The organism is Thauera sp. 28 (assembly GCF_000310145.2).
Taxonomy (GTDB): Bacteria; Pseudomonadota; Gammaproteobacteria; order Burkholderiales; family Rhodocyclaceae; genus Thauera; species Thauera mechernichensis.
In genome coordinates, this window is record NZ_AMXA01000017.1 from 59159 (window position 1) to 79220 (window position 20062).

At 65.9% G+C, this 20062-nt stretch carries 19 protein-coding genes; 3 read left to right on the forward strand and 16 right to left on the reverse strand.

Going from position 1 to position 20062, the window contains the following annotated elements:
* The 4 genes from C662_RS12655 to C662_RS12670 all read right to left on the reverse strand — a co-directional run bounded on the left by C662_RS12655 (nucleotide 1) and on the right by C662_RS12670 (nucleotide 7136).
* Nucleotides 1-2181 carry a TonB-dependent receptor domain-containing protein gene (locus C662_RS12655; RefSeq protein ID WP_002929653.1) on the reverse strand — a complete coding sequence of 727 codons (2181 nt, stop codon included), beginning with the start codon at nucleotides 2179-2181 and terminating at the stop codon, nucleotides 1-3.
* A 238-nt stretch (nucleotides 2182-2419) separates the two neighbouring features.
* Nucleotides 2420-3790, reverse strand: a complete 1371-nt coding sequence (locus tag C662_RS12660; RefSeq protein ID WP_002929654.1) for an efflux transporter outer membrane subunit — start codon at nucleotides 3788-3790, stop codon at nucleotides 2420-2422.
* Nucleotides 3791-3861: 71 nt separating this feature from the next.
* Nucleotides 3862-5841 (reverse strand): MacB family efflux pump subunit, encoded by a 1980-nt coding sequence (locus C662_RS12665; RefSeq protein ID WP_002929655.1) that lies wholly within the window; start codon nucleotides 5839-5841, stop codon nucleotides 3862-3864.
* Nucleotides 5838-7136: an efflux RND transporter periplasmic adaptor subunit gene (locus C662_RS12670; protein WP_002929656.1), complete on the reverse strand. Its 1299-nt coding sequence runs from the start codon at nucleotides 7134-7136 to the stop codon at nucleotides 5838-5840. Before C662_RS12670 ends, C662_RS12665 begins: the two co-directional genes overlap by 4 nt.
* A gap of 295 nt (nucleotides 7137-7431) precedes the next feature.
* On the opposite strand from C662_RS12670, the gene C662_RS12675 reads away from it, so the two are divergent.
* Together C662_RS12675 and C662_RS12680 are read left to right on the forward strand one after the other, a co-directional pair.
* Complete coding sequence (locus tag C662_RS12675) at nucleotides 7432-8430, forward strand: cytochrome-c peroxidase (RefSeq protein ID WP_002929657.1); 999 nt, start codon at nucleotides 7432-7434, stop codon at nucleotides 8428-8430.
* A 178-nt stretch (nucleotides 8431-8608) separates the two neighbouring features.
* Nucleotides 8609-9025, forward strand: a complete 417-nt coding sequence (locus tag C662_RS12680) for a Fur family transcriptional regulator (RefSeq protein ID WP_002929658.1) — start codon at nucleotides 8609-8611, stop codon at nucleotides 9023-9025.
* Nucleotides 9026-9121: 96 nt separating this feature from the next.
* Here the strand turns inward: C662_RS12680 and C662_RS12685 are convergent, their stop codons facing one another.
* From C662_RS12685 to C662_RS12730, 10 genes are all read right to left on the reverse strand, one after another.
* Complete coding sequence (locus C662_RS12685; RefSeq protein ID WP_002929659.1) at nucleotides 9122-9538, reverse strand: ExbD/TolR family protein; 417 nt, start codon at nucleotides 9536-9538, stop codon at nucleotides 9122-9124.
* Nucleotides 9538-10308 carry a MotA/TolQ/ExbB proton channel family protein gene (locus C662_RS12690; RefSeq protein ID WP_002929660.1) on the reverse strand — a complete coding sequence of 257 codons (771 nt, stop codon included), beginning with the start codon at nucleotides 10306-10308 and terminating at the stop codon, nucleotides 9538-9540. The genes C662_RS12685 and C662_RS12690 overlap by 1 nt, the downstream gene beginning before the upstream one ends.
* A 1-nt stretch (nucleotide 10309) precedes the next feature.
* Nucleotides 10310-11101, reverse strand: coding sequence for an energy transducer TonB (locus tag C662_RS12695; protein WP_002929661.1), 792 nt, complete (start codon nucleotides 11099-11101; stop codon nucleotides 10310-10312).
* Between the two features lie 141 nt (nucleotides 11102-11242).
* Nucleotides 11243-11722 carry a bacterioferritin gene (gene bfr / locus C662_RS12700; RefSeq protein ID WP_002929663.1) on the reverse strand — a complete coding sequence of 160 codons (480 nt, stop codon included), beginning with the start codon at nucleotides 11720-11722 and terminating at the stop codon, nucleotides 11243-11245.
* Entirely contained in the window at nucleotides 11719-11961 is a 243-nt protein-coding gene (locus C662_RS12705; RefSeq protein WP_002929664.1) for a (2Fe-2S)-binding protein, read from the reverse strand. The genes bfr and C662_RS12705 overlap by 4 nt, the downstream gene beginning before the upstream one ends.
* A 44-nt stretch (nucleotides 11962-12005) precedes the next feature.
* Nucleotides 12006-12209: a hemin uptake protein HemP gene (locus tag C662_RS12710; protein ID WP_002929667.1), complete on the reverse strand. Its 204-nt coding sequence runs from the start codon at nucleotides 12207-12209 to the stop codon at nucleotides 12006-12008.
* Nucleotides 12210-12307: 98 nt separating this feature from the next.
* Nucleotides 12308-12763, reverse strand: coding sequence for a hypothetical protein (locus C662_RS12715; protein WP_002929670.1), 456 nt, complete (start codon nucleotides 12761-12763; stop codon nucleotides 12308-12310).
* Nucleotides 12750-13919: a porin gene (locus tag C662_RS12720; RefSeq protein WP_002929674.1), complete on the reverse strand. Its 1170-nt coding sequence runs from the start codon at nucleotides 13917-13919 to the stop codon at nucleotides 12750-12752. The genes C662_RS12715 and C662_RS12720 overlap by 14 nt, the downstream gene beginning before the upstream one ends.
* A complete protein-coding gene (locus C662_RS12725) occupies nucleotides 13916-16363 on the reverse strand; it encodes an EAL domain-containing protein (protein ID WP_037984600.1) in 2448 nt (815 codons plus the stop codon). The genes C662_RS12720 and C662_RS12725 overlap by 4 nt, the downstream gene beginning before the upstream one ends.
* A 25-nt stretch (nucleotides 16364-16388) precedes the next feature.
* Nucleotides 16389-17771: a malonyl-CoA decarboxylase gene (locus C662_RS12730; protein ID WP_002929687.1), complete on the reverse strand. Its 1383-nt coding sequence runs from the start codon at nucleotides 17769-17771 to the stop codon at nucleotides 16389-16391.
* A 225-nt stretch (nucleotides 17772-17996) separates the two neighbouring features.
* On the opposite strand from C662_RS12730, the gene C662_RS12735 reads away from it, so the two are divergent.
* A complete protein-coding gene (locus C662_RS12735) occupies nucleotides 17997-18383 on the forward strand; it encodes a two-component system response regulator (protein ID WP_232433270.1) in 387 nt (128 codons plus the stop codon).
* A gap of 24 nt (nucleotides 18384-18407) precedes the next feature.
* Here the strand turns inward: C662_RS12735 and lgt are convergent, their stop codons facing one another.
* Both lgt and C662_RS12745 read right to left on the reverse strand, forming a co-directional pair.
* On the reverse strand, nucleotides 18408-19208 hold the full coding sequence (gene lgt / locus C662_RS12740) for a prolipoprotein diacylglyceryl transferase (protein ID WP_002929694.1): 801 nt from the start codon (nucleotides 19206-19208) through the stop codon (nucleotides 18408-18410).
* A gap of 86 nt (nucleotides 19209-19294) precedes the next feature.
* Nucleotides 19295-19987 carry a YceH family protein gene (locus C662_RS12745; RefSeq protein ID WP_002929695.1) on the reverse strand — a complete coding sequence of 231 codons (693 nt, stop codon included), beginning with the start codon at nucleotides 19985-19987 and terminating at the stop codon, nucleotides 19295-19297.
* Nucleotides 19988-20062: the final 75 nt, after the last annotated feature.

A 20062-nucleotide genomic window follows, 5' to 3' on the forward strand; every position in this document is an offset into this window, starting at 1 on the left:
TTAGAACTGGACGTTGGCCGAGACCCAGAGCCGTCGAGGTTCGAGGTTGTTACGGAAGCGAGGATAGGCCGTCTTGCTAGTTGCGCTTGCGTCGACGAGCTTGGCCTCGTTGAACTTTTTGTCGAACAAGTTGAAGACCGTGCCACTCAGGGTCACATTCTTGCTGACCTTGTAGGAGGTGCCGACGTTGACGAGCGAGTAAGCTGCCCAGTCACCCACCAGTTCGCGTGACTTGATGCCATTGAGGGATGCGGCGGTTCCTGACGCAGAGTGGGTGCCGCTGCGATAGCCCTCACCCCGGTATTCGCCACTCACCCACGCGGATAGGTTATCCGTAGCCTTCCAGCGCAGGGTCAGGTTCGCCATGTGCTTCGGGGTATCGTTGATCGGGTCGCCACGATTCACCCCGCTGGTCTGGGAGCTGTCGGTGTAGGTGTAGTTGGCTTGCAGATTCCAGGCAGGCGATAGCTGCCAGCGAGTGAAAAGCTCAAGGCCCTGGATGCGAGCGCGATCGACGTTTACCGGACGGCGGAGGTTGAAGCTGTCAGCCGGTCCGGTGCTGGCCGGATAGTTCCGGTAGCCCATGTCCCACTGGCTGCCGAAGCCTGCAAGGAAAGCCTCGCATTCGGCTTCGTTGCGGTCCGTCGCGCAACTCAGGAGCAGAGGGCCTGCCGAGGTGCTGATGAAATCCTTGTACTTGCTGTGGAAGACCGTAGCGCCAGCAGTGAAGCCAGCTAGGCTGTCGAAAATGGCACTGATCTCCATGTTGGTGCTGGTCTCGGGCGACAGGTCCGGGTTGCCGATCAACGGGGTGCGGCCTTGGCCTCCGACAAGATAGATGCCGTTGGTAAGGTATTCGAGTCGCGGTGCCTTGTATCCTCCGCTGACGCCGCCTTTCAGCGTCCAGTTGTCCGTCGTATTCCACACAACATAGGCGCGCGGCGTGGTGTAGCCACCGAATTCGTCGTGATGGTCATGGCGAGCCCCAAGGGTCAGCGCGAGGTTATCCCGCAGGCGCCATTCGTCCTCGACGAAAACGCTGATCTGTGTGAACTCCGTGTTCCGCGGCAGGATTCTGTCCTGCATCTCGGCGTCCCAGTATTGTGCTCCGACTGACAGTACGTGGTCGCCCACTGCGGTCACGTACTTGGTGTCGAAGATAAGGTCGGTACCCTTCAGCCCTCGGTCGCCGCTGCGACCGACCAGTCGTGCGGGAATCAAACGGCCGACAGTCGCACTCTCGTTGTAGCTCAGGCTAGACTCGAGAACGCCGGATTCAGTGCGCCAGTTGTGGGCGAGGAGGAGTTTGTCGCGTGTGTACTTCTGTGACGGCGCGTAGCCACCTGCAGTACCCAGAGTACCCAATTGCCCCCTGCTATTGTCGTAGTGCTGCCGACTGGTTTCGACGTCGATCCAGAGGTCGTGCTGCTTGTTGGGGGTCAACGTAAGGCGGGCCCCGTAGCTTTCGCTGTTCGTCTTGGTCGGGTTGCGTCCCATGTCCAGTTCAGCGCCCGTGGAGCCGTCGTCAAAGTCATAGCGGATGTGTGACTGCTCGCGGTGAAGGTTGCGCGCGCGGACCTGCAGACCGAGCATGTCCTCCTTGAGCGGGCCGGCGGCGTAGACCTCGCCGGAGTACGAGTTGCCGTAAGCGCTGTCCTCGAGGACTGTTCCTTCGATGGTGACCGAGCCGTTCCACTCCGTGTCGACCTTGCGGGTGATGATGTTGACGACCCCGCCCATGGCATCCGAGCCATATAGCGTCGACATCGGGCCGCGGATGATCTCGATACGTTCAATAGCCGATACTGGAGGAATGAAGCCGTTGCGTGCTTCGCCGAACCCGTTGGGGTAGATGTTCCCGGTGCCGTTCTGCCTCCGGCCATCGATCAGGACGAGCGTGTAGTCGTCACCCAGTCCTCGCATGCGGATGTTCAGGCCGCCCGTTTTGCCCGCACTGCCGCCGGTATCGACGCCTTCCACGCCAGCCAGAGCGTCCGCGACGCTAGTGATGCGCTTGGTCTCAAGGTCCTCGCGAGTGATGATGGTGATGCTGGCGGGAGCCTCCTTGATGTCCTGCTCGAAGCCGGAGGCAGAAACGACAACGGTATTGAGTTGCTTTTCCTGCGCAATCGACGAGGCCGACGAGAGTGCGAGGAGGACGAGAGCGGTTGTGCGCTTCAAGCGCAGAGAGCTTGTTTGAGCCATCGAGTCTGGGTCCATGGAGTCGGAAGGTGTGGCTGGCTTCCTGGGGGGACGCGACTCTTGGTCACGATGCAGGTGGCTGGCTAGTTTTCACAAAGTCCAGAATAATAACGATTCGTAACTGTATTATCAATAAATGCTCTTGATGGGTGGTTTCGCCTTTCGTATGCCCTGTTTGAGGCGTGTCGATTTCACGAGTGGTCCGGTGCCCAACCCATCAAGGGTCAGCGCGCCACCCGCCGCCCAGCACCTTGTAGAGAGTCACCGCATTGCTCAAGCGCGCCAGTTGCAGTTGGGCGAGCTGGTCCTGGGCTGAGAACAGGGAGCGCTGGGCGTCGAGCACGGTGAGCAGGCCGTCGGCGCCTTCGCGGTAACGCAGCTCGGCCAGGCGCAGGCTGCGCTCGGCCTCGGCGAGGATCTCGCGCTGGACAGCTTCCTGGTTGGCATCGCGTGCGCTGTCCGCGAGGGCATCCTCCACTTCCTTGAGGGCGACGAGAAGGGTGCGGCGGTGGGTTTCGAGCAGCTCGCGCTGGCGTGAGCGCTGCAGTTCGACCTCGGTGCGCAGGCGGCCGCCATCGAAGATCTTCTGCACCACGCTAGCCGAAAGCGACAGCGTGCGCGTGGTGTCGGCGAGCGAGAGCAGGGCGGCGCTGCCGATGCCTGCGCCTGCCGACAGACTGATGCTGGGCAGCAGGGCTGCGCGTGCCGCGGCGATGTTGGCGGCCGCGGCCTCCAGCCGAGCTTCGCTGGCGGCGATGTCCGGGCGGCGCAGTAGCAGGTCCGAGGGCAGGCCGGCGCTGACATGTGGCACGTGCAGGGAATGCAGCCGTACGTCGGCCGCGACGCTGGCTTGCGGACTGCGTCCGAGCAGGATGGCAAGCGCGCTGCGCGTCTGGCGCAGCTGCACTTCCAGCGGTTCGATCGCCTTGCGCTGGTTGAGTACGGTGCTGCGCTGCTGGCTCAGCTCCAGCGCGGAGGCCGCGCCGTTGTCGTAGCGGGCCTGCACGACACGCAAGACGCGCTCGGCGATGTCGAGGTTCCGGCGCGCGATGTCGATGCGCTCCTGCAGCGTGAGCACCTGGAACCAGGTGGTGGCCACGCTCGCACTCATCGACAGGCGGGCGGCATCGTAGTCATGGCGGGTGGCGACCAGGCTGGCGCGGCTGGCATCGGCCCCGGCGGCGATGCGGCCCCAGAGATCGAGTTCGTAGCTGGCGCCGAGGCTCAGGTCGGTGGAGCCGGACTCCCTGCCGTCGACGTTGCGTGTGCCGCTGCCGCCGCTCAGGCTCAGCGCCGGAAAGAGCGAGGCGCCGGCCTGGCGCAGCGCAAGCTCGGCCTGCACGACGCGCTCGGCCTGGATGCGCAGGTCGGGGGCGGCGGACATCGCCTCGGTAATGAGCGCATCCAGCTCGGGAGCACCGAAGTCATGCCACCAGTCGGTGGCGACAGCGTCGCCGCTTTCTGTAGCGCGCTCAGACCATGCGCCCGGTACGGAGAGCGTCGGGCGGGCGATCGGTTCGGTGATCGCGCAACCGGTCGCGAACAGGGCGGCAATGAGGAGAAGAAGGCTGCGTCGGGTGGGCTGCATGGGGGCGTTAACGGGGTTGGCCGCAGGCTGGCCTGCGGTGTCGAGGCGGGAGTGCGTAAGGCGGCGAGGGTTCATTCGGAAGCGAGGGCGACGACCGGATCCAGGCGCGCTGCCTTGCGTGCAGGCAGGTAGCCGAAGATCAGGCCGGTCAGGAAGGCGCAGCTGAAGGCGAGTACGACCGGCGTCAACGAATATTGCACAGCGGTGCCGAAGCGCTCGATGATCGCCGCGCTGCCCAGGCCCACCGCTACGCCGATCAGCCCGCCGACGGCGGACACCACCAGCGCCTCGATCAGGAACTGCTGCAGGATGTTCTTCATGCGTGCGCCGGTGGCCATGCGGATGCCGATCTCGCGTGTGCGCTCGGTGACCGACACCAGCATGATGTTCATGACGCCGATGCCGCCCACCAGCAACGAAATCGCCGCCACCGTACCGAGCAGGATGGTGAGCGTGTTCTGCGTCTCGGACACGGTGTCGATCACCGAGGCCATGTTGCGGATCTGGAAGTCCTCGACGCCGTGCCGCGCGAGCAGCAGGGCGTGCACATCGGCCTGCGATTCGTCGATGCGCGAGACGTCCTCCACGGCGACGGTCACGTTGCGCAAGAAGCGCTGGCCTGTGATGCGCAGGCTGCCCGTGGTGTAGGGCACGAAGACGATGTCGTCCTGGTCCTGCCCCCATGGCGTGGCGCCCTTGGGCGACATCACGCCGACGACCTGGAAGGGGATGTTGTTGACCAGCACGAACTCGCCTACCGCGTCGCCCGCCGGGAACAAGGCATTGGCGACGGTCTGCCCGAGTACGGCCACGGTAGCGTAGCGGGCCTCGTCCTCGGCACTGAAGAAGGTGCCGCTGGCCGGTACCCAGGTGCGCGCGACCACGTAGTCGGCCGAGGTGCCGTTGACGCTGGTGCGGTGGTCGACGTTGCCGGCGCGGATGGTTATGGTACCGCCCTGCTCTGGGACCGAGGCAAGGATGTTGGGCAGTTCGGCGATCGCCTGCACGTCTTCGATCACCAGCGTCGCCGGGGCGTCGCGGCCGCGCGTGTTGGGCGCGCCGGGACGCACGGTGAGCAGATTGGTGCCCATCGCGCTGACCTGGTCGATCACCTTCTGTTTGGCGCCGTCGCCGATTGCCAGCATGGCGATCACCGAAGCCACGCCGATGACGATGCCGAGCAAGGTGAGGATGGCGCGGAACAGGTTGGCGCGCAGTGCGCGCAGCGCGGTGCGGGTGGCCTCGACGACGTCCGACAGCGGTGACGTGCGATCCACATGGGGGGCGAAGTCGGGTTCCTCGCCCTGCGGCGGGCGCGGACCGGGGTCGCCGACGATGCGTCCGTCGCGGATCTCGATGATGCGGCTCGCTTGCTCGGCGACCTCGCGCTCGTGGGTGATCAGGATGATGGTGTGGCCGGCGGCGGACAGCTCGCGCAGCAGCTTCATCACCTCGGCACCGCTCTTGCTGTCGAGGGCGCCGGTGGGCTCGTCGGCAAGTATGATGCGGCCGCCGTTCATCAGCGCGCGTGCAATCGACACGCGCTGCTGCTGGCCGCCGGAGAGCTGGCTGGGGCGGTGGTGGATGCGCTCGCCCAGGCCGAGGGTGGCGAGCAGCGACTCGGCACGGGCGTGGCGCTCCTCAGGCGGCATGCCCGAATACACCGCCGGCACCTCGACGTTGTCGCGCGCGCTGGCGCCGCCGATCAGGTTGTAGCTCTGGAACACGAAGCCGAAGGCCTCGCGGCGCAGGCGTGCGAGCGCGTCGCGGTCGAAGCCGGCGACGTCCTCGCCCATGAAGCGATAGGTGCCGCCACTGGGTCGATCGAGGCAGCCGAGGATGTTCATCAGCGTCGACTTGCCCGAGCCCGACGCGCCGACGATGGCGACGAACTCGCCGGGGAAGATCTCGAGGTCGATACCGTGCAGCACCTGCGTCTCGACCTCGCCGGTGACGAAGCTGCGCGTAACCCCAGAGAGTGCGATCAGCGGTGTCGTGGCGGTCGCGGGCAAGGGGGCCGACGCCGGCGGCGGGAGCTGTTCGACTTTCATAGCCGCGGCGTCATCGGCGGACGGTTGCCTGCGGCAGCGCCGCTCACGATGCCCGAGACCACGCGCTCGCCCTCTCGTACGCCGCTCAGCACCTGAGCCTGGACACGGTTGGTGACGCCGATCTCGACGCTGCGTTCTTCAAGCGTGCCGCGCTCGCCGACGACCCTCAGCGTACGCGTACCCGCCATGGAGGCCGAGTCGCGGCCGCCTGGTCGCCGCCCCTGGCCGTCAGCGCGGGCGTTGCCAGGCGTGGCGCCGGGTGCCGTCGACGTGCTTGCACTGCCGGGCTGCGGCGTGCGCACCGCGCCCTGCGAGAGCGCTGCCATCGGGATCAGCAGCGCATCCTTGGCCTGTGCAACGACGAAGAAGACCTGGGCGGTCATCTGCGTCATCAGTTTGCCGTCGGGGTTGGGCACGTCGAAGAGCGCGTTGTAGAGCACGACATTGTTGGTCACCGTCGGCGTTGGCTCGATCTTCTCCAGCCTTCCGTACCAGCGCTTGCCGGCGCCGCCCAAGGTAGTGAAGTAGGCCTCCATGCCGAGCTTGAGGCGACTGATGTCGGCCTCGGAGACCTGGGTCTGAACCGTCATCGTGCTCAGGTCGGCGATGCGCATCACGACCGGCGCCTGCTGGTTGGTATTGAGGGTCTGGCCCTGGCGTGCGGTGATCGAGACCACCGTTCCGGCCATCGGCGACAGGATGCGGGCGTACTGGAGGTTGGCTTCGTCCGCGCGCAGGGTGGATTCGATCTGTTCGATCTGCGCCCGCAAGGCCTCGAGCTGGGCCTCGGCCGATTTCGCCGAGGCCTCGGCGGTCTGCAGGTTTTCCTGGGTGCTCGCGTCTTCGGCCATCAATGCACGTTGTCGGCGCAGCTGGATGTGGGCGAGCGCGAGCTGAGCCTCGCGGTCCTTCAGCTGGGCGCGCAGGTTGCGCAACTGTGCGCGTGACGCATCGACCCGTGCGAGGTAGACCGTCGGGTCGATCTGAGCGAGCAGATCGCCCTCCTTGACCTCGCTGCCCACCTCGACGTGGATCCTCTCGAGCTGCCCTGAAACCTGTGCGCCCACATCCACGTAGTCGCGCGGTTGCAGGGTCCCGGTGGCGGTGACCACGTCCTCGACCGTGCCGCGCTGGACGGTTGCGAGCTGGTATTGCGCGAGCGGATCGCGCTCGCCGAAAAGCTTCGGCCACGCGAGCCAGGCGCCGACGACAAGTGCTGCGGAGATCGTGAGCGCCGCCAGGACGGTACGGCGACCGGTTGTGCGGGGCTTGGGAAGAGCGTTGGAGTTCTGCATTGCGAGTCTTGGCAGTTGGCGACAGCGCACGGGAACGAGCGTGTCAGGACGTTTGCAGCATAACGGAGCGGCCACAGCGTCTTTGTATCGGATTGAAGCCTGTGCAGGCTGAACCGACCTACGGACGCCGACTTGGTTCATCGGAAGAAAGCTTGACTAAAGTCAAGATCGGGTACGTCAGCTAGGCGTCTAATGGGCGCCAATATCTGGACGCTGTCTAAAAGACAGCAGGCTCGATAGTTTGTTATCCCGGGTTCCAGCGAACGGTTCGAATGGCAAGTCAAGGAGAAGCAAGATGTTCAAGCTGAAGACGATGAGTGTGGCGGTGGCGATGATGGTTGCGGGCAGCGCATGGGCTGCAACGGTCCGTGATGAGCCGATCCAGCCGATCCAACCCGCCAAGGTCGAGAACCCCGCCAAGGTCGAACTGGGCAAGAAGCTGTGGTTCGAGCCCCGCCTGTCGATGTCCGGCATCATCTCCTGCAACACCTGTCACAACCTGTCGCGCGGTGGTACCGACAACCTCAAGACCTCGATCGGCCATGGTTGGAAGGCAGGTCCGGTGAACTCGCCGACCGTTCTCAACTCCAGCCTTGCCATCGCCCAGTTCTGGGACGGTCGTGCCGCAAACCTGCAGGAGCAGGCTGGTGGCCCGATCCAGGCCGATGTCGAGATGAACATGCCGCATACGCTGGCGCTCGACGTGCTGCAGTCGATTCCGGGCTACGTTGCCGAGTTCAAGGGTGTGTTCGGCAAGGAACAGATCGACATGGACATGGTGACCAGTGCGATCGCGGCCTTCGAGGAGACCCTCGTCACGCCGAACTCGCGCTTCGACAAGTGGCTCAAGGGCGACGACAAGGCGCTCGACGCCAAGGAACTCGCGGGCTACACGCTGTTCAAGGAAAGCGGCTGCGTGGCTTGCCACAACGGTCCTGCTGCCGGTGGTACCTCGTTCCAGCGCATGGGCCTGGTCGAGCCGTACCAGTCGACTTCGCCGGCCGAAGGGCGCTCGGCAGTCACTGGGGTTGATGCGGACCGCTTCAACTTCAAGGTGCCGACGCTGCGCAACGTCGAAATGACCTACCCCTACTTCCATGACGGTGAAGCTGCCACGCTGGAGCAGGCGGTGGATATCATGGGCCGCCTGCAGCTCGGACGCACCTATAGTGACGACGAAATCGGCAAGATCGTCGCCTTCCTGAAGACGATGACCGGTGACCAGCCGCAACTCACCATGCCGATCCTGCCGCCGTCGAGCAACGCAACGCCGCGTCCGGATCCCTTCAAGTAAGCGTGGGAGAGGGCTCTGGCAGCCAGTGCTGTGCGACTGGCTGCCGATTGCTTCGCAGGCGTGCGTGCCGCAGGGTACGTACGCCTGTTGACGTTTACCCGGGAAGCCGTTCACGATTCCATCGTCAATGAATTTGCTGCATAGCACGCTTTCTTGCGCGCCATGCCCTGGATAGCCCATGAACGCATACACCACCGACGATGCCATCGCCTGCCTGCGCAAGGCCGGTGTCCCCGTCACCCAGCAGCGGATCGAGATTGCACGCGTGCTGTTTTCGGCACCGGTGCACATGTCGGCCGACCAGATATGGGCCACTGTCAAGGCAACTGCGCCCGATGTTTCGCGCGCCACGGTGTACAACACCTTGCGGCTGTTCACCGAGAAGCACCTCGTACGCGAATTGTTCGTTGATCCGCAGCGCATCGTGTACGACTCCACCACCACGCCGCATTTTCACCTCTACAACATGGATACCGGCGAGGTGCGCGACCTCGCCGCCGACGAGATCGAGGTGATCGGCGCGCCGCGCCTGCCAGCTGGCGTGGAACTGGAAGAGGTTGATGTCATCGTCAGGGTGCGCAACCGCAGCGCTTGAGCGCAACGCGGCCGCTTGCTTCAGAAAAACAGGGGGCGCTGCAGCAATGCAGCGCCCCCTGTTTCGTTGTGCGGGGCTGCTCGCCCCGCACGGTCCTCAATGCTCCGGCAGGGTCACGAAGCCCATTTTCTCGACGCCAGCGCTGCGCGCCTTCGACATCACGTCGGCGATCGACTCATAGCGCGTATTGCGGTCGGCGCGCAGATGCAGTTCGGGCTGCGGAGTCTGCGCTGCTGTGGCGGCCAGACGCTCGGGCAGGGTGAGCGGGTCGATCTCGTCGTTATTCCAGAAGATGCGTCCTTCGCCGTCGAGCGAAAGCGCCACGGTCTCGGGCTTCTGATCGGTCGGTGCGCTCGACGCCTGCGGCAGATCGATCTTGACCGAGTGCGTCAGCAAGGGCGCAGTGATCATGAACACGATCAGCAGCACGAGCATGACGTCGATGAGCGGGACCATGTTGATCTCGCTCTGCAGCGGACGGTTGTCCCCCTGGCTGAATCCGCCGAAGGCCATCATGCAGCTCCGTGGTTCGGTGCCGGGTTCAGGCTCGAGGCGCGTGAGGCCGCCTCGGGCTGGCCTTGGCGGGCGCTCACCGCGGCGATGCGCGAGCCGGTCGAGAAGGCGGCATGCAGGTCGTGGGCGAAGGCGTCGAGCTCGGACAGCTCCACCCGGTTCGCACGCGTGATGGCGTTATAGGCGAGCACGGCCGGGATCGCAACGAACAGGCCGAAGGCGGTCATGATGAGCGCTTCGCCGACCGGGCCGGCAACCTTGTCCAGGGTGGCCATACCGGAGGCGCTGATGTTGACGAGTGCGTGGTAGATACCCCACACGGTGCCGAACAGGCCGATGAAGGGCGCGGTCGAGCCGATCGAGGCAAGCACCGTGAGCCCGGCCTCGAGCGCTGCTGTCGATAGTGCGATCGACTTGCGCAGTGCGCGCGTGATCACCTCGTCGGCATCGAGCGTGCCGCCCAGCGTCTCCTTGTGCGTATGGCGGCGGACGTGCTGGGCAGCCGCGGCGCCCTGTTCGGCGAGGGCCTCGAACGGGGAGCCCGGGGCCTGCTCGTTGAGGCGCTTGAGCCCCGCTTCGAGATTGGGCGCGGCCCAGAACGCCTCGATCGCACCGCCGTGGCGGCGTGCACGCATCTGGCGCAGTGCGCGGACCACGATCAGGTACCAGCTGGTGATCGACATCAGCAGCAGGATCAGGCCCACGGCGCGGATGATGAGGTCGGATTGCGCCCACAGGTGGGCGAGGCCGAAGGCCTGCGAACTGTCCATATCAGTTTCCTTTGAGTTTGAAGACGACGGGCACCAGGACCCAGGATTCGATCTTGCGGCCACCCTGGCGGGCAGGCTCGAAGGTCCATCGTGCAACCTGTTCGCGTGCGGCACGGTCGAGCCGGTCCGAGCCCGAACTGGTGCGGATCTCGACCTGGCTCGCCTTGCCATCCGGCTGCACCAGCACGCGCAGGGTCACCTGGCCTTCTTCGCGCAGGCGACGCGATGCCATCGGATAAGCCGGTGGCGGGTTGTTCAGGTAGGCGGCATCGAAGCGGGCGGCCGTCACCGGTGCTGCCGCCGCCGATGCGGCTGCGGGCGCTGCCGCCGGAGCGGGCGGTGGCGCCTGCGACTCGGTCACTGCGGCCTGTGTGGGCGCAGGCGGTGCCGGAGGCGCTTCTTCAGGCGCGCTGAGTGCGGTGGGTGACTCCGTGACCGTCTGCGGGGGCGGGCGCTTGACCACCGGCTTGGGCGGTGGCGGCTTCTTGACCACGGGCGGGGGTGGTTCCGGTTCGCGGACCACCGGCTTGGGCGGCTCTGGAGGCGGCTCGACGGGCAAGACCTCGGGGGCTGGTACGGGCTCGGGCGCCGGTGGCGTCTCCGCGGCCGGTTTCGGCAAGGGGTCGCCGGCGATCAGCGACACCTGGATCGGGACGACCTCGGGGGGTATCACCGGGTCCTGCGACAGATAGGCCAGCGCCGCAAGGCCGCCGAGGTGAAGCCCCGTGATGAGCGTGACCAGCGCCAGGCGCCCAGGCGCGCCTACCGAAGTTGGCTGGATGCGTCGTCCCACTGCCCGCGTTGCCAGAACGGACTGAGGCTGTGCTGGCGTGTCGAAGTCTGGCACTGGGGATAGGTGCGGAAAGGGTGCGGCGTGAGCGGCAGAAGGCATCGTCAGGGGCAGTTGAATGCCCCTGGACGGGGCTGCGGTGGGTCAGGATGCGGCAGGCTTCATCTGCGACTGCAGGTAGTTCTGCAGGCCGACGCTGTCGACGAGGCCGAGCTGGGTCTCGAGGTAGTCGATATGCTCCTCGGTGTCTTCGAGAATGTGCTCGAACAGTTCCCGCGAGACGTAGTCCTTACAGGACTCGCAGTAGGCAATTGCTTCGATCAGGTTCTCGCGCCCTGCCAGTTCGAGCTTGAGGTCGCCCTGCATGCACTCGGGCACGTTCTCGCCGATCAGGAGCTTGTTGAGGTTCTGCAGGTTGGGCAGGCCCTCGAGGAAGAGCACGCGTTCGATCAGCATGTCGGCGTGCTTCATCTCCTCGATCGACTCGTCGTACTCGTGCTTGCCGAGGCGGTCGAAGCCCCAGTTCTTATACATGCGCGCATGCAGGAAGTACTGGTTGATGGCGGTAAGCTCGATGGTGAGCTGCTTGTTGAGGTACTGGATGACTTTCTTGTCGCCTTTCATGCTGCGGCCTCCAGGGCAAATTGGTTGGGGTGCAGCGTTTGCCTTGCTGTGGCCAGCGTCTCGTTCCCGGCTTGGCAGTCGATTGCCGCACGCAGGCAGCTCTGGGCATGACGTGCGCAGGTCGCGCATTCGGTCGTCACACCCAACTCCGCCCGCAGATCCCGCAGCCGGCGCGCACCCGCGCGAGCGGCCTGTTCGATCTGGCGTTCGGTGACCCCAAGGCAAACGCATACGTACATAGTTTAGCCTCCCAGCCGCATTTTGCCCTTGAGGGCGGTGATATTCATTTGGTGAGAATCAGCTTTCCGCTGCGCGTGGCGCGCAGGAAGTACCGGCATCCCTCGTGCTCGATCTCGAGCGTGCTCCGCCCCTCGAACAATTGCTCGCTCCGGATGGCTGCATCCTGGCCCTGGCGCTGTGGCAGGGGCTCAACGGCGGTCTCTTGCCCCGTGGAGGGCCGGGGATGGGCGCAGTTATTGGACAGCATTTGTAAGAGTCTGGCGAATAATAATGATTCGCATTAGATCATATGCCTACCCAAGGGTCAATCGCCGGCTGCACGGATGCGCAGCCGGCCGGCAACTTTCATTCGAGGCTGAACAGGATCTGGAGGCCGGGGTCGTTCGCGGCGGTACGCGGCAGGTAGGCAATGCTGCCCTGGGATTCGAGAACGAGGCGCCGGGCCTCATCGACGCTCGATGCCTCGCGCGGGGGCTGGGCACGGCCGGTAAATACCAGTCGCGACCAGTAGGCGCGGATCTGGCTGGGGTTCTTCCGCGTGAGCCGTTGGTAGAACGCATCCCGAACTGGTCCGGCAGGCAGGTCAATGAGCATCACCCCTTGGCCGTCGAACAGGTTGCTGCGGCGGCCCAGGTAGAGCTGCTCCGTGGTGCCGCGATCGAGGGTGGTCAGCCCACCGCGTACGGCGGTCACGACCACGATCTCTTCGGCCTTGGCGCCTGCCGGCCACAGCACCGTCAGCGCGAGCAGCAGCCATGTCGTGCACAGCGCGAGGGTGGGCGTGCGCTCAGAAGACCACATCGACGGACACGCTCAGCAGGTTGATGGCGCGGTTGTCCAGTCCGCGTGCGAAGGGGTCGCCGCGGGCAATGAAGGTGCCGTGGGCTCCGCGCTCGGTGCGCACGTGGGTGAGTTCGGTCTTGAGCGCGGCTGCGCTGGCGAAATCCCAGCGCACGCCAAGGGTCAGGCTGCGTTGCGACTGGTTGCGCGAGCGGTTGAATGCCGATACGAGAGCGCCAAGGCCGGGGTCGGCTGTTGCCAGGCGGACGGCCGGTTCATCCTGCCATTGCCGTGCGAGGACGAGGTAAGGCGTGAATGCACCGCTGCGTCTGCCCAGCGAGGCGTAGGCGCCGCGTGCGCTGCTGGTAAAGGCGTCGGCGGTGTTGCGTGCCAGTTCGGCGCTGAACAGCCAACGTCCGTCGTCCCATTGCAGTCCGATCGAACTGAAGCTGGCGCGCGCGTCGTTGCCGCTGAGCAGGCTGCGCAGTTCGCCCGGAAGCGCCGCGACACGGGCCGAGCTACGCTGAACGGAAAGCTCCGCGATTGCATGACCAGCGCTGATGCTGAACTCGCCGGCCTCCATGGTCACGCTCAGCCCGACCAGATTGTCCAGCGTCGCACGTCCGCCGCCGATCACCGGAATGCGGCTGCGTCCGGCGTAGGGGTGCAGTTCGAGGTGGGCGGGTCCGACCGGTGTGCGGTATAGCAGGTCGATGCCATCGATGTCGCTGAAGGGATTCAGGCCATAGACCTCGACCGGCGGTCGCACCCATGGGTGGCTGTAGTTGAGGTCTGCCGAGTCAGACAGCATGAAAAACGGGCTGCGTAGCCGGCCGGCGCGCACGCTGAGCGCGGGGGTGAGGGCATGGCTGATGAAGGCCAGTGCCGGTCGCGGAGTATGGTCGCCACGCTGGGTTTCGCGGGTGATCAACTGCAGGACTGCCGCGCTGCGCTCGCCGAAGCGCCCGTTCAGCTGCAGGCCGAGTACCGAGTCCGGCCCGGCATCGACTCGATTGCCGCCGGGCGCGTCGATGCCGATGCGGGCGAACTGGAGCGCGTGCGAGCTGGTATACACCGCACCGGCGGTGGCAAAGCCCGAAAACTGCCAGTCCACGCCGGTCTCGGCGGCTGCCGGCAGAGCCACGACGGCAAGTGCTGCCAGCAAGGATCTGATCATTGAAGGTGCTCTCCGGTAGTACGGCGCAGGCTGGCAAAGGTCGCGTTCCGGTCCAGCGGTCGCGAGAACAGGTAGCCCTGGCCAAAGTCGCAGCCCATCGCACGCAGGATCTCGAGTTGCGCTTCTTCTTCTATGCATTCTGCCACCACCGTCATGCCGAGGTCGTGGGCGAGTTCGATGCTGTGGCGCACGATGGCACGCAGCCTTTCGTCATGGGTGATGGAGCGCACGAAGGAGCCGTCCAGCTTGACCTGGTTGCAGGGCATGGTGTGGAGGTAGCTCAGTGCGGAGTAGCCGGTACCGAAGTCGTCGATGAGGATGTCGATGCCGGCCTCGCGCAGGGCATGGAGGTTGCGCAGTGCGGGGCCCTCAGGGCTGGCGAGCAGGCTCTCGGTCACCTCGAAGCGGATGAGACGGCGAGGCACGCCGCAGCGTTCGATGGCGGAGAGCAGCTCCTCGGCCAGTTGCGCGCGCGCGAGCTGGCGGGCAGAGAGGTTGACGCTCACGCGCAGGGGGGTCGGATCGGCGAGTTGGCTGCGCCAGGCACGCAGGTCGCGGCAGCTCGTCTCGAGTACCGTCATGCCCAGGTCGTGGATCAGGTCGAGGGTCTCGGCCAATGGAATGAACTCTGCCGGTGACAGCAGGCCGAGCGTGGGGTGGGGCCAGCGCACAAGAGCTTCGAAGCTGCTCGTCTGTCGTGTGCTCAGGTCGACGATCGGCTGGTAGTAGACCTCGAGGCCGCCGTGGGCGAGGGCAGTGCGCAGTTCTGCCTCCACCTTGAGGGCACGCAGCGCCTGGGCATGCATGGATGGCTGGAAGAACTCGATGGCGGCGCTTTCGCTGCGGCGCGCCTTGTGCAGGGCGTTGTCGGCATCGCGCAGCAGCGACTCGGCGTCCTCGCGCTCGCCATCGCTCAGTGCCACGCCCACCCGGCATCGCGGATGCAGCAGCGACTCGGCGCTGCTGGGCGCAAAGGGGGGCAGGGCGACGAGCTCCTCGCAGATGCGCAAGGCTTCGAGCGAGTCGTCCAGGCCGTTGAGCAGAACGGCGAACTGATCGCCGCCGACGCGCGCCGAAACGTCGCCGTCACGCATCAGCGAGCCGACGTGGCGGGCGACGCTGCGCAGGAGTTCGTCGCCAACCGCATGGCCATAGCTGTCATTGACCAGGCTGAAGCGCTCGAGGTTGATCGTCAGTACCGCGACCAGCTTGCCGTGGCCGCGCCGGCGTTGCGCCAGCGCACGATTTACGTGTTCGATGAACATCGCGCGGTTGGGCAGCCCGGTGAGCCCGTCGTGGAGCGCGTCATGCACGAGCTGCTGCTCGGCGCGCTTGCGCAGGTTGATGTCGCCCAGCGAGCCAGCCATACGGATCGCACGGCCATCCTCGTCGCGGCTGGCGACGCCGCGCATCAGCACCCAGTGCGCCTCGCCATTGGGCGGCACCACCCGGTGCTCGAACATGAACTGGGCGCTCTCGCCCTTCAGGTGCGCGATCAGGCGCTGGCGATAGCCGGGCAGGTCCTGAGGGTGGATGTAGTCGAGCAGCGCCTGCGGGGAGCTTTGCAGTGCCCCAGGTGCCAGGCCGAGGATCTGGCAGAAGCGGTCGGAATAGTAGGCCGTTCCGGCGCTGATGTCCCAGTCCCACAGGCCATCGTTTGCGCCGTGCAGCGCCATTGCATAGCGCGCCTCGCTGCTGCGCAGGCTCTCGGCCGTCTGCTGCAGTTCATGCACACGCTGCTGCAGCGTTGCCGCCATGATGTTGAAGTGCCGCGCGATCACCGCGAACTCGTCATGGCCACGGGTGGAGACGCGGTGCTCGAGGTGGCCGTCGGCAATGGCCTTGCTACCTTCGAGCAGGCGGCGCAGGTTGCGAGTCAGCAGGAAGCCAATCGAGGACAGCAGCACGAATGTGAGCGCGATCTCGGCCATTGCGATGGCGAGGCCTTGCTCCATGATCGCCCTGCGTGCGGCTGCCAGGACCGAGACCGATACCCCGAACTGCAGCAAGCCGACCTCGTTCCTTGCCAGCAGCAGCGGGCGCCGCACATGAACCAGCTCGCTGCCGGTGAGTGCCTCGACGAAGCTCTGGCGAGTGCTGCTAGGCTCTGGCAACGGTGCGTCGGTGCCCGAGCCGGCGCTGACCAGCGGGCGCATGTCGGCGCCGACGATGCGCACATAGACCAGGCCCTGCTCGGCGCCTTCGAGCAGTTCGCCGAGCACGTCCTGCAGGGCGTCCAGGCGTTCGCGCTCGCTGTAGGCGGTGATCATCGCGTGCAGCATGCTCGCGTTCTGCTCGATCGTGGTGTCGAGGCTGGCGGACACGGCGTTGTTCATCAGTCGTACGCTGTTGGCCAGCAGCAGACTGAGCAGCAACACCTGGACCACGGTGCTGGCGAGCAGAAGGCGGATGCGGATCGAGGTTGGGCGCAGGGGCAGGAGCATGGTATCGGTCGGCACGGCGCGCGGCTCAGCGCCGTGCCAGTCGCCTCACTGCTGAAGAAGCGTCGATGCGGCCTTCGCGTTCGAAGTCCTCCAGGTTGGCCTCGATGCTGTCCGGGTCGTAAAGATAGTTGACCATCACCCCCCAGGACTGCCGCAGGCCTTTGGTCGATGTATCCGCGAGCCAGTTCAGGCGCTCGACGCGTGCGCCGTTGCCGAGATGGAAGCGAGCGACCGAATCGACCGGCCTGTCGCCGCGCCGGGCCTCGAGCAGGTAGCGCGCGGTCAGGCGCAGCAGGGGGTCGCGCAGGGCATCGGCAAGCGCGGGGTCGCCACTCCAGCTGCTGTCTCCACCCAGCAGGCCGGCCAGCGGTGCAGCGTCGAGGTCGGCCAGGCCGAGTGTCCGCAGACGTTTCCAGTCGGCTGGGGTGATCGCTTCGGCGAGTTCTTCCGGATTGCGCTCAGCCCAGCGCACCAGCCCCGGGATGGGCGACAGGGTGGCAAAGGTGCGCAGGCGCGGGAAGTCGCGCTTAAGGTCATCGACGACGCGCTTGAGCAGGAAGTTGCCGAAGCTCACCCCGCGCAGCCCCGCCTGGGTGGCGCTGATCGAATAGAAGATGGCGGTCGTCGCCTTGCCTACGTCGGCCAGCGGCGCCTCGATGTCGAGCAGGCGCTGGACATCGTCCGCCATGTTCTCGAGTAGCGCGACCTGGACGAAGATCAGCGGCTCCAGCGGCATGCGCGGGTGGAAGAACGCGTAGCAGCGGCGGTCGGAGTCCAGCCGGTTCTTCAGGTCGTCCCAAGAACGGATCTCGTGCACCGCCTCGTACTGCACGAGCTTTTCGAGCAGGGCTGCAGGCGAACCCCAGGTGATGCGCTGCAGTTCGAGGAAGCCGACGTCGAACCACGCCGTCAAGCGGGCTTCGAGCTCGCGGTCGAGCGGCTTGAGCAGCGGGTCCTCGGGCAGAAAACGCAGCAGGTCAGCGCGCAGGTCCACCAGGAACTTCACTCCCTGGGGGATTGCGTTGAACTGGGTCAGGATGCGCAGCCGGCGCGAGCGCATCGCAGTGCGCAGCCGCGCCTCGGCATCCCACTGCGCCGGTGTGCCCACCGCGTGCTGATAGTCCTCGTGGGCAAGTGCCACCTGTTCCGGGTCGGGGCCGAATTCGTGCGCGATCAGCTTGAGAAAGGCGTGGCGCCCTGCATCGTCAAGGCGCAGGTAAGTCTCCGCCAGTCGCGCCGCGCGTTGGCGGGTAGAGACCTCGCCTCCGCGCCCTTCCGCACACTCCTGCAGTTGCGTACGGATGCTGTCCAGATCGTCCGCCTCCGGCATCTTGCCGAAATGTGCGGCACTTACCACCAGCTCGCGCACCCTGGAGAGGCTGCGCGAAACGAGTCCCGAAGCTGACATGTTCTCCTCCTGATCCTGCCCTGGTCCGGCACTGGCGGCGCCCAGGCACTGTCCATGCGGATTGATTTAGGTCGATCTTATCGTGTCGGTTGACGATAGCATTAGCCCGAATCGGGCAGTGCGTGACATTTTTACTGTTTTGAACTTGCGCATGCAGTGGTGCTATGACATCTTCCGGGCAGTCTTCTTCCCCGAGTCTGCAATAACGTGCTGCTTGCCGCCGCCATGCGCCCCCAAGAATCCCGCCTGAGAGTGCTGCTCGTCGCGCCCGATGCGCCGCAGGCCGACACCGCGCTGGCGCTCGGTGCGGCCCTGGCGGAAGCAGGCGTAGACGTCGTTGGTCACACTGCGAGCGAGAGCCTCGCCCTGGGCCTGTACTTCGAACGTCATCCCGACGTGGTGGTTCTCGATTCGAGCGTCGCACCGCAGGAGCCCGCACGTCTCGTCGGCCTGCTCAAGCGCGTTGCCCCGGGTAGTTACATCGTCGTTGCCGTGCCGGCTGCGGACTCCATGCCGGCGCGCGCGGCGCGCGCGCTCGGCGCCGACGCCGTCAGCCTCGTCGCCGACCTGCCCGACCTGCTCGCGGGGCTTGCCGACGCCAAGGCGGCCTGAGCAGTCCGGGCAGTCCCGGCTGCTTCAGCGTGGCGCCGGTGCGGCGGCGCGCGTCAGTACCAGCAGGGCCAGGCCGACCACCACCATCGGCACACACAACCACTGCGCGGTCGATAGGCCCAGAGACAAGGTGCCGAAGATGCCGGGGTCGGGCGTACGGAAGAACTCGGCCAGGAAGCGCAGGCTGCCGTAGCCGATCAGGAACACGGCTGACACCGCGCGCAGCGGCCGCGGGCTGGCCGCGTACAGCCACAGGATGACGAACAGCAGCAGGCCTTCACCCGCCGCCTGGTAGAGCTGTGAGGGGTGGCGCGGTGCCGCGTCCACCCAGGGGAAGACCATCGCCCAGGGCAGCTCTGAACTTGCCGGGCGACCCCAAAGCTCGCCGTTGATGAAATTGCCGATGCGCCCTGCCGCCAGCCCGGTCGGCACCAGCGGTGCGATGAAGTCGGTGACCTGCCAGAAGCCCTTGCCGTGCTTGCGGCCATACAGCCACATCGCCACTAGCACGCCGAGGAAGCCACCGTGAAAGCTCATTCCGCCCTTCCACACCGCGAGGATCTCACCCGGGTGCTGCAGGTAGTAGCCGGGCTGGAAGAACAGCACCTCGCCCAGGCGTCCGCCCACGATCACGCCGATCACGCCGTACAGCAACAGATCGTCGATCATCTGCGCGTTCCAGCCCAGCTCAGGCCTGCGGCGTGCATGCAGGCGACCGAGGACGACGAAGAGCACGAAAGCGATCAGGTACATCAGGCCATACCAGCGCACCGAGAGTGGGCCCAGCGAAAAGGCGATCGGATCGAATTGCGGATGGACGAGCATGGGTCTGATGGGCGCAATAAGCGTGGCGCACACGTTGAGCCGGCCTGCCAGTGGCTCGTCCTGCGCGCCGTTTGTGGGTCAGGTGGTCAGTCGAACTGCTTGCGGAACTCGGCAAACTCGCTGCGCAGGGCTTCGAGCTCTTCCCGCAGACGGCGGACCTCGTCCTCGAGTTCCCCGATTCGTCCGCGCGCACTGCCCGCCGCTGTGCCCAGGGACTGCGCCTCGGCCATCTCCTGAACCGCCGCGTCGCCGCCGAGCAGATGCACGTGGCGGGTCTCCTTGGTGCCGGGCGCGCGGGGCAGGGCGGCGACGAGCGGCGGATATTTGTCGGCCAGGTGTTCCAGCACCGCTTCCACCGCCGCAACGTCGTCGAAGCGGTGCAGGCGCTCGCAGCGCTGGCGCAACTCGCCTGCAGTCTGTGCGCCGCGCAGCAGCAGGATCGCCAGTACCGCCTGCTCGGCTGGCGGCAGCGAGTGGCGCAGGCGCACCAGGTGCTCGTACTTGGGCACGCGCGCGCTTGCCTGGTCACGCTTGGACACCAGGCGCCGGGCCATCAGGCTGTCGATCGCATCCTGCACCTCCGCTTCGCTCAGGCTCATCACCGGCTCGCGCGCGGTGAGCTGATTGCAGCCGGTCGTGACGGCGTTGATCGACAGCGGATATGCGTCGGGGGTGATGAAGGACTTTTCGATCAACACCCCGAGCACACGGATCTCGGCCGGGGTGAGGTCGAAGCCGGCTTCCGGTTGTGCTTCGGTGGCGGGGTTCGCATCCTGCATGGGGCCTCCTGGCGGTGACGAGACCGGGATGATACGCCAGCCCGCACGCCTCCGACGTCTCGCGGCTCCCGCCGC

What these genes read in the sequence shown, in the direction of transcription:
- C662_RS12730 (WP_002929687.1), bottom strand. Translation starts at nt 17,771, where the DNA reads ATGTCAGCTTCGGGACTCGTTTCGCGCAGCCTCTCCAGGGTGCGCGAG.
- C662_RS12685 (WP_002929659.1), bottom strand. Translation starts at nt 9,538, where the DNA reads ATGGCCTTCGGCGGATTCAGCCAGGGGGACAACCGTCCGCTGCAGAGC.
- C662_RS12735 (WP_232433270.1), top strand. Translation starts at nt 17,997, where the DNA reads ATGCGCCCCCAAGAATCCCGCCTGAGAGTGCTGCTCGTCGCGCCCGAT.
- C662_RS12725 (WP_037984600.1), bottom strand. Translation starts at nt 16,363, where the DNA reads ATGCTCCTGCCCCTGCGCCCAACCTCGATCCGCATCCGCCTTCTGCTC.
- C662_RS12710 (WP_002929667.1), bottom strand. Translation starts at nt 12,209, where the DNA reads ATGCTGTCCAATAACTGCGCCCATCCCCGGCCCTCCACGGGGCAAGAG.
- C662_RS12715 (WP_002929670.1), bottom strand. Translation starts at nt 12,763, where the DNA reads ATGTGGTCTTCTGAGCGCACGCCCACCCTCGCGCTGTGCACGACATGG.
- C662_RS12705 (WP_002929664.1), bottom strand. Translation starts at nt 11,961, where the DNA reads ATGTACGTATGCGTTTGCCTTGGGGTCACCGAACGCCAGATCGAACAG.
- C662_RS12665 (WP_002929655.1), bottom strand. Translation starts at nt 5,841, where the DNA reads ATGAAAGTCGAACAGCTCCCGCCGCCGGCGTCGGCCCCCTTGCCCGCG.
- C662_RS12720 (WP_002929674.1), bottom strand. Translation starts at nt 13,919, where the DNA reads ATGATCAGATCCTTGCTGGCAGCACTTGCCGTCGTGGCTCTGCCGGCA.
- C662_RS12680 (WP_002929658.1), top strand. Translation starts at nt 8,609, where the DNA reads ATGAACGCATACACCACCGACGATGCCATCGCCTGCCTGCGCAAGGCC.
- C662_RS12670 (WP_002929656.1), bottom strand. Translation starts at nt 7,136, where the DNA reads ATGCAGAACTCCAACGCTCTTCCCAAGCCCCGCACAACCGGTCGCCGT.
- C662_RS12745 (WP_002929695.1), bottom strand. Translation starts at nt 19,987, where the DNA reads ATGCAGGATGCGAACCCCGCCACCGAAGCACAACCGGAAGCCGGCTTC.
- C662_RS12690 (WP_002929660.1), bottom strand. Translation starts at nt 10,308, where the DNA reads ATGGACAGTTCGCAGGCCTTCGGCCTCGCCCACCTGTGGGCGCAATCC.
- lgt (WP_002929694.1), bottom strand. Translation starts at nt 19,208, where the DNA reads ATGCTCGTCCATCCGCAATTCGATCCGATCGCCTTTTCGCTGGGCCCA.
- bfr (WP_002929663.1), bottom strand. Translation starts at nt 11,722, where the DNA reads ATGAAAGGCGACAAGAAAGTCATCCAGTACCTCAACAAGCAGCTCACC.
- C662_RS12675 (WP_002929657.1), top strand. Translation starts at nt 7,432, where the DNA reads ATGTTCAAGCTGAAGACGATGAGTGTGGCGGTGGCGATGATGGTTGCG.
- C662_RS12660 (WP_002929654.1), bottom strand. Translation starts at nt 3,790, where the DNA reads ATGCAGCCCACCCGACGCAGCCTTCTTCTCCTCATTGCCGCCCTGTTC.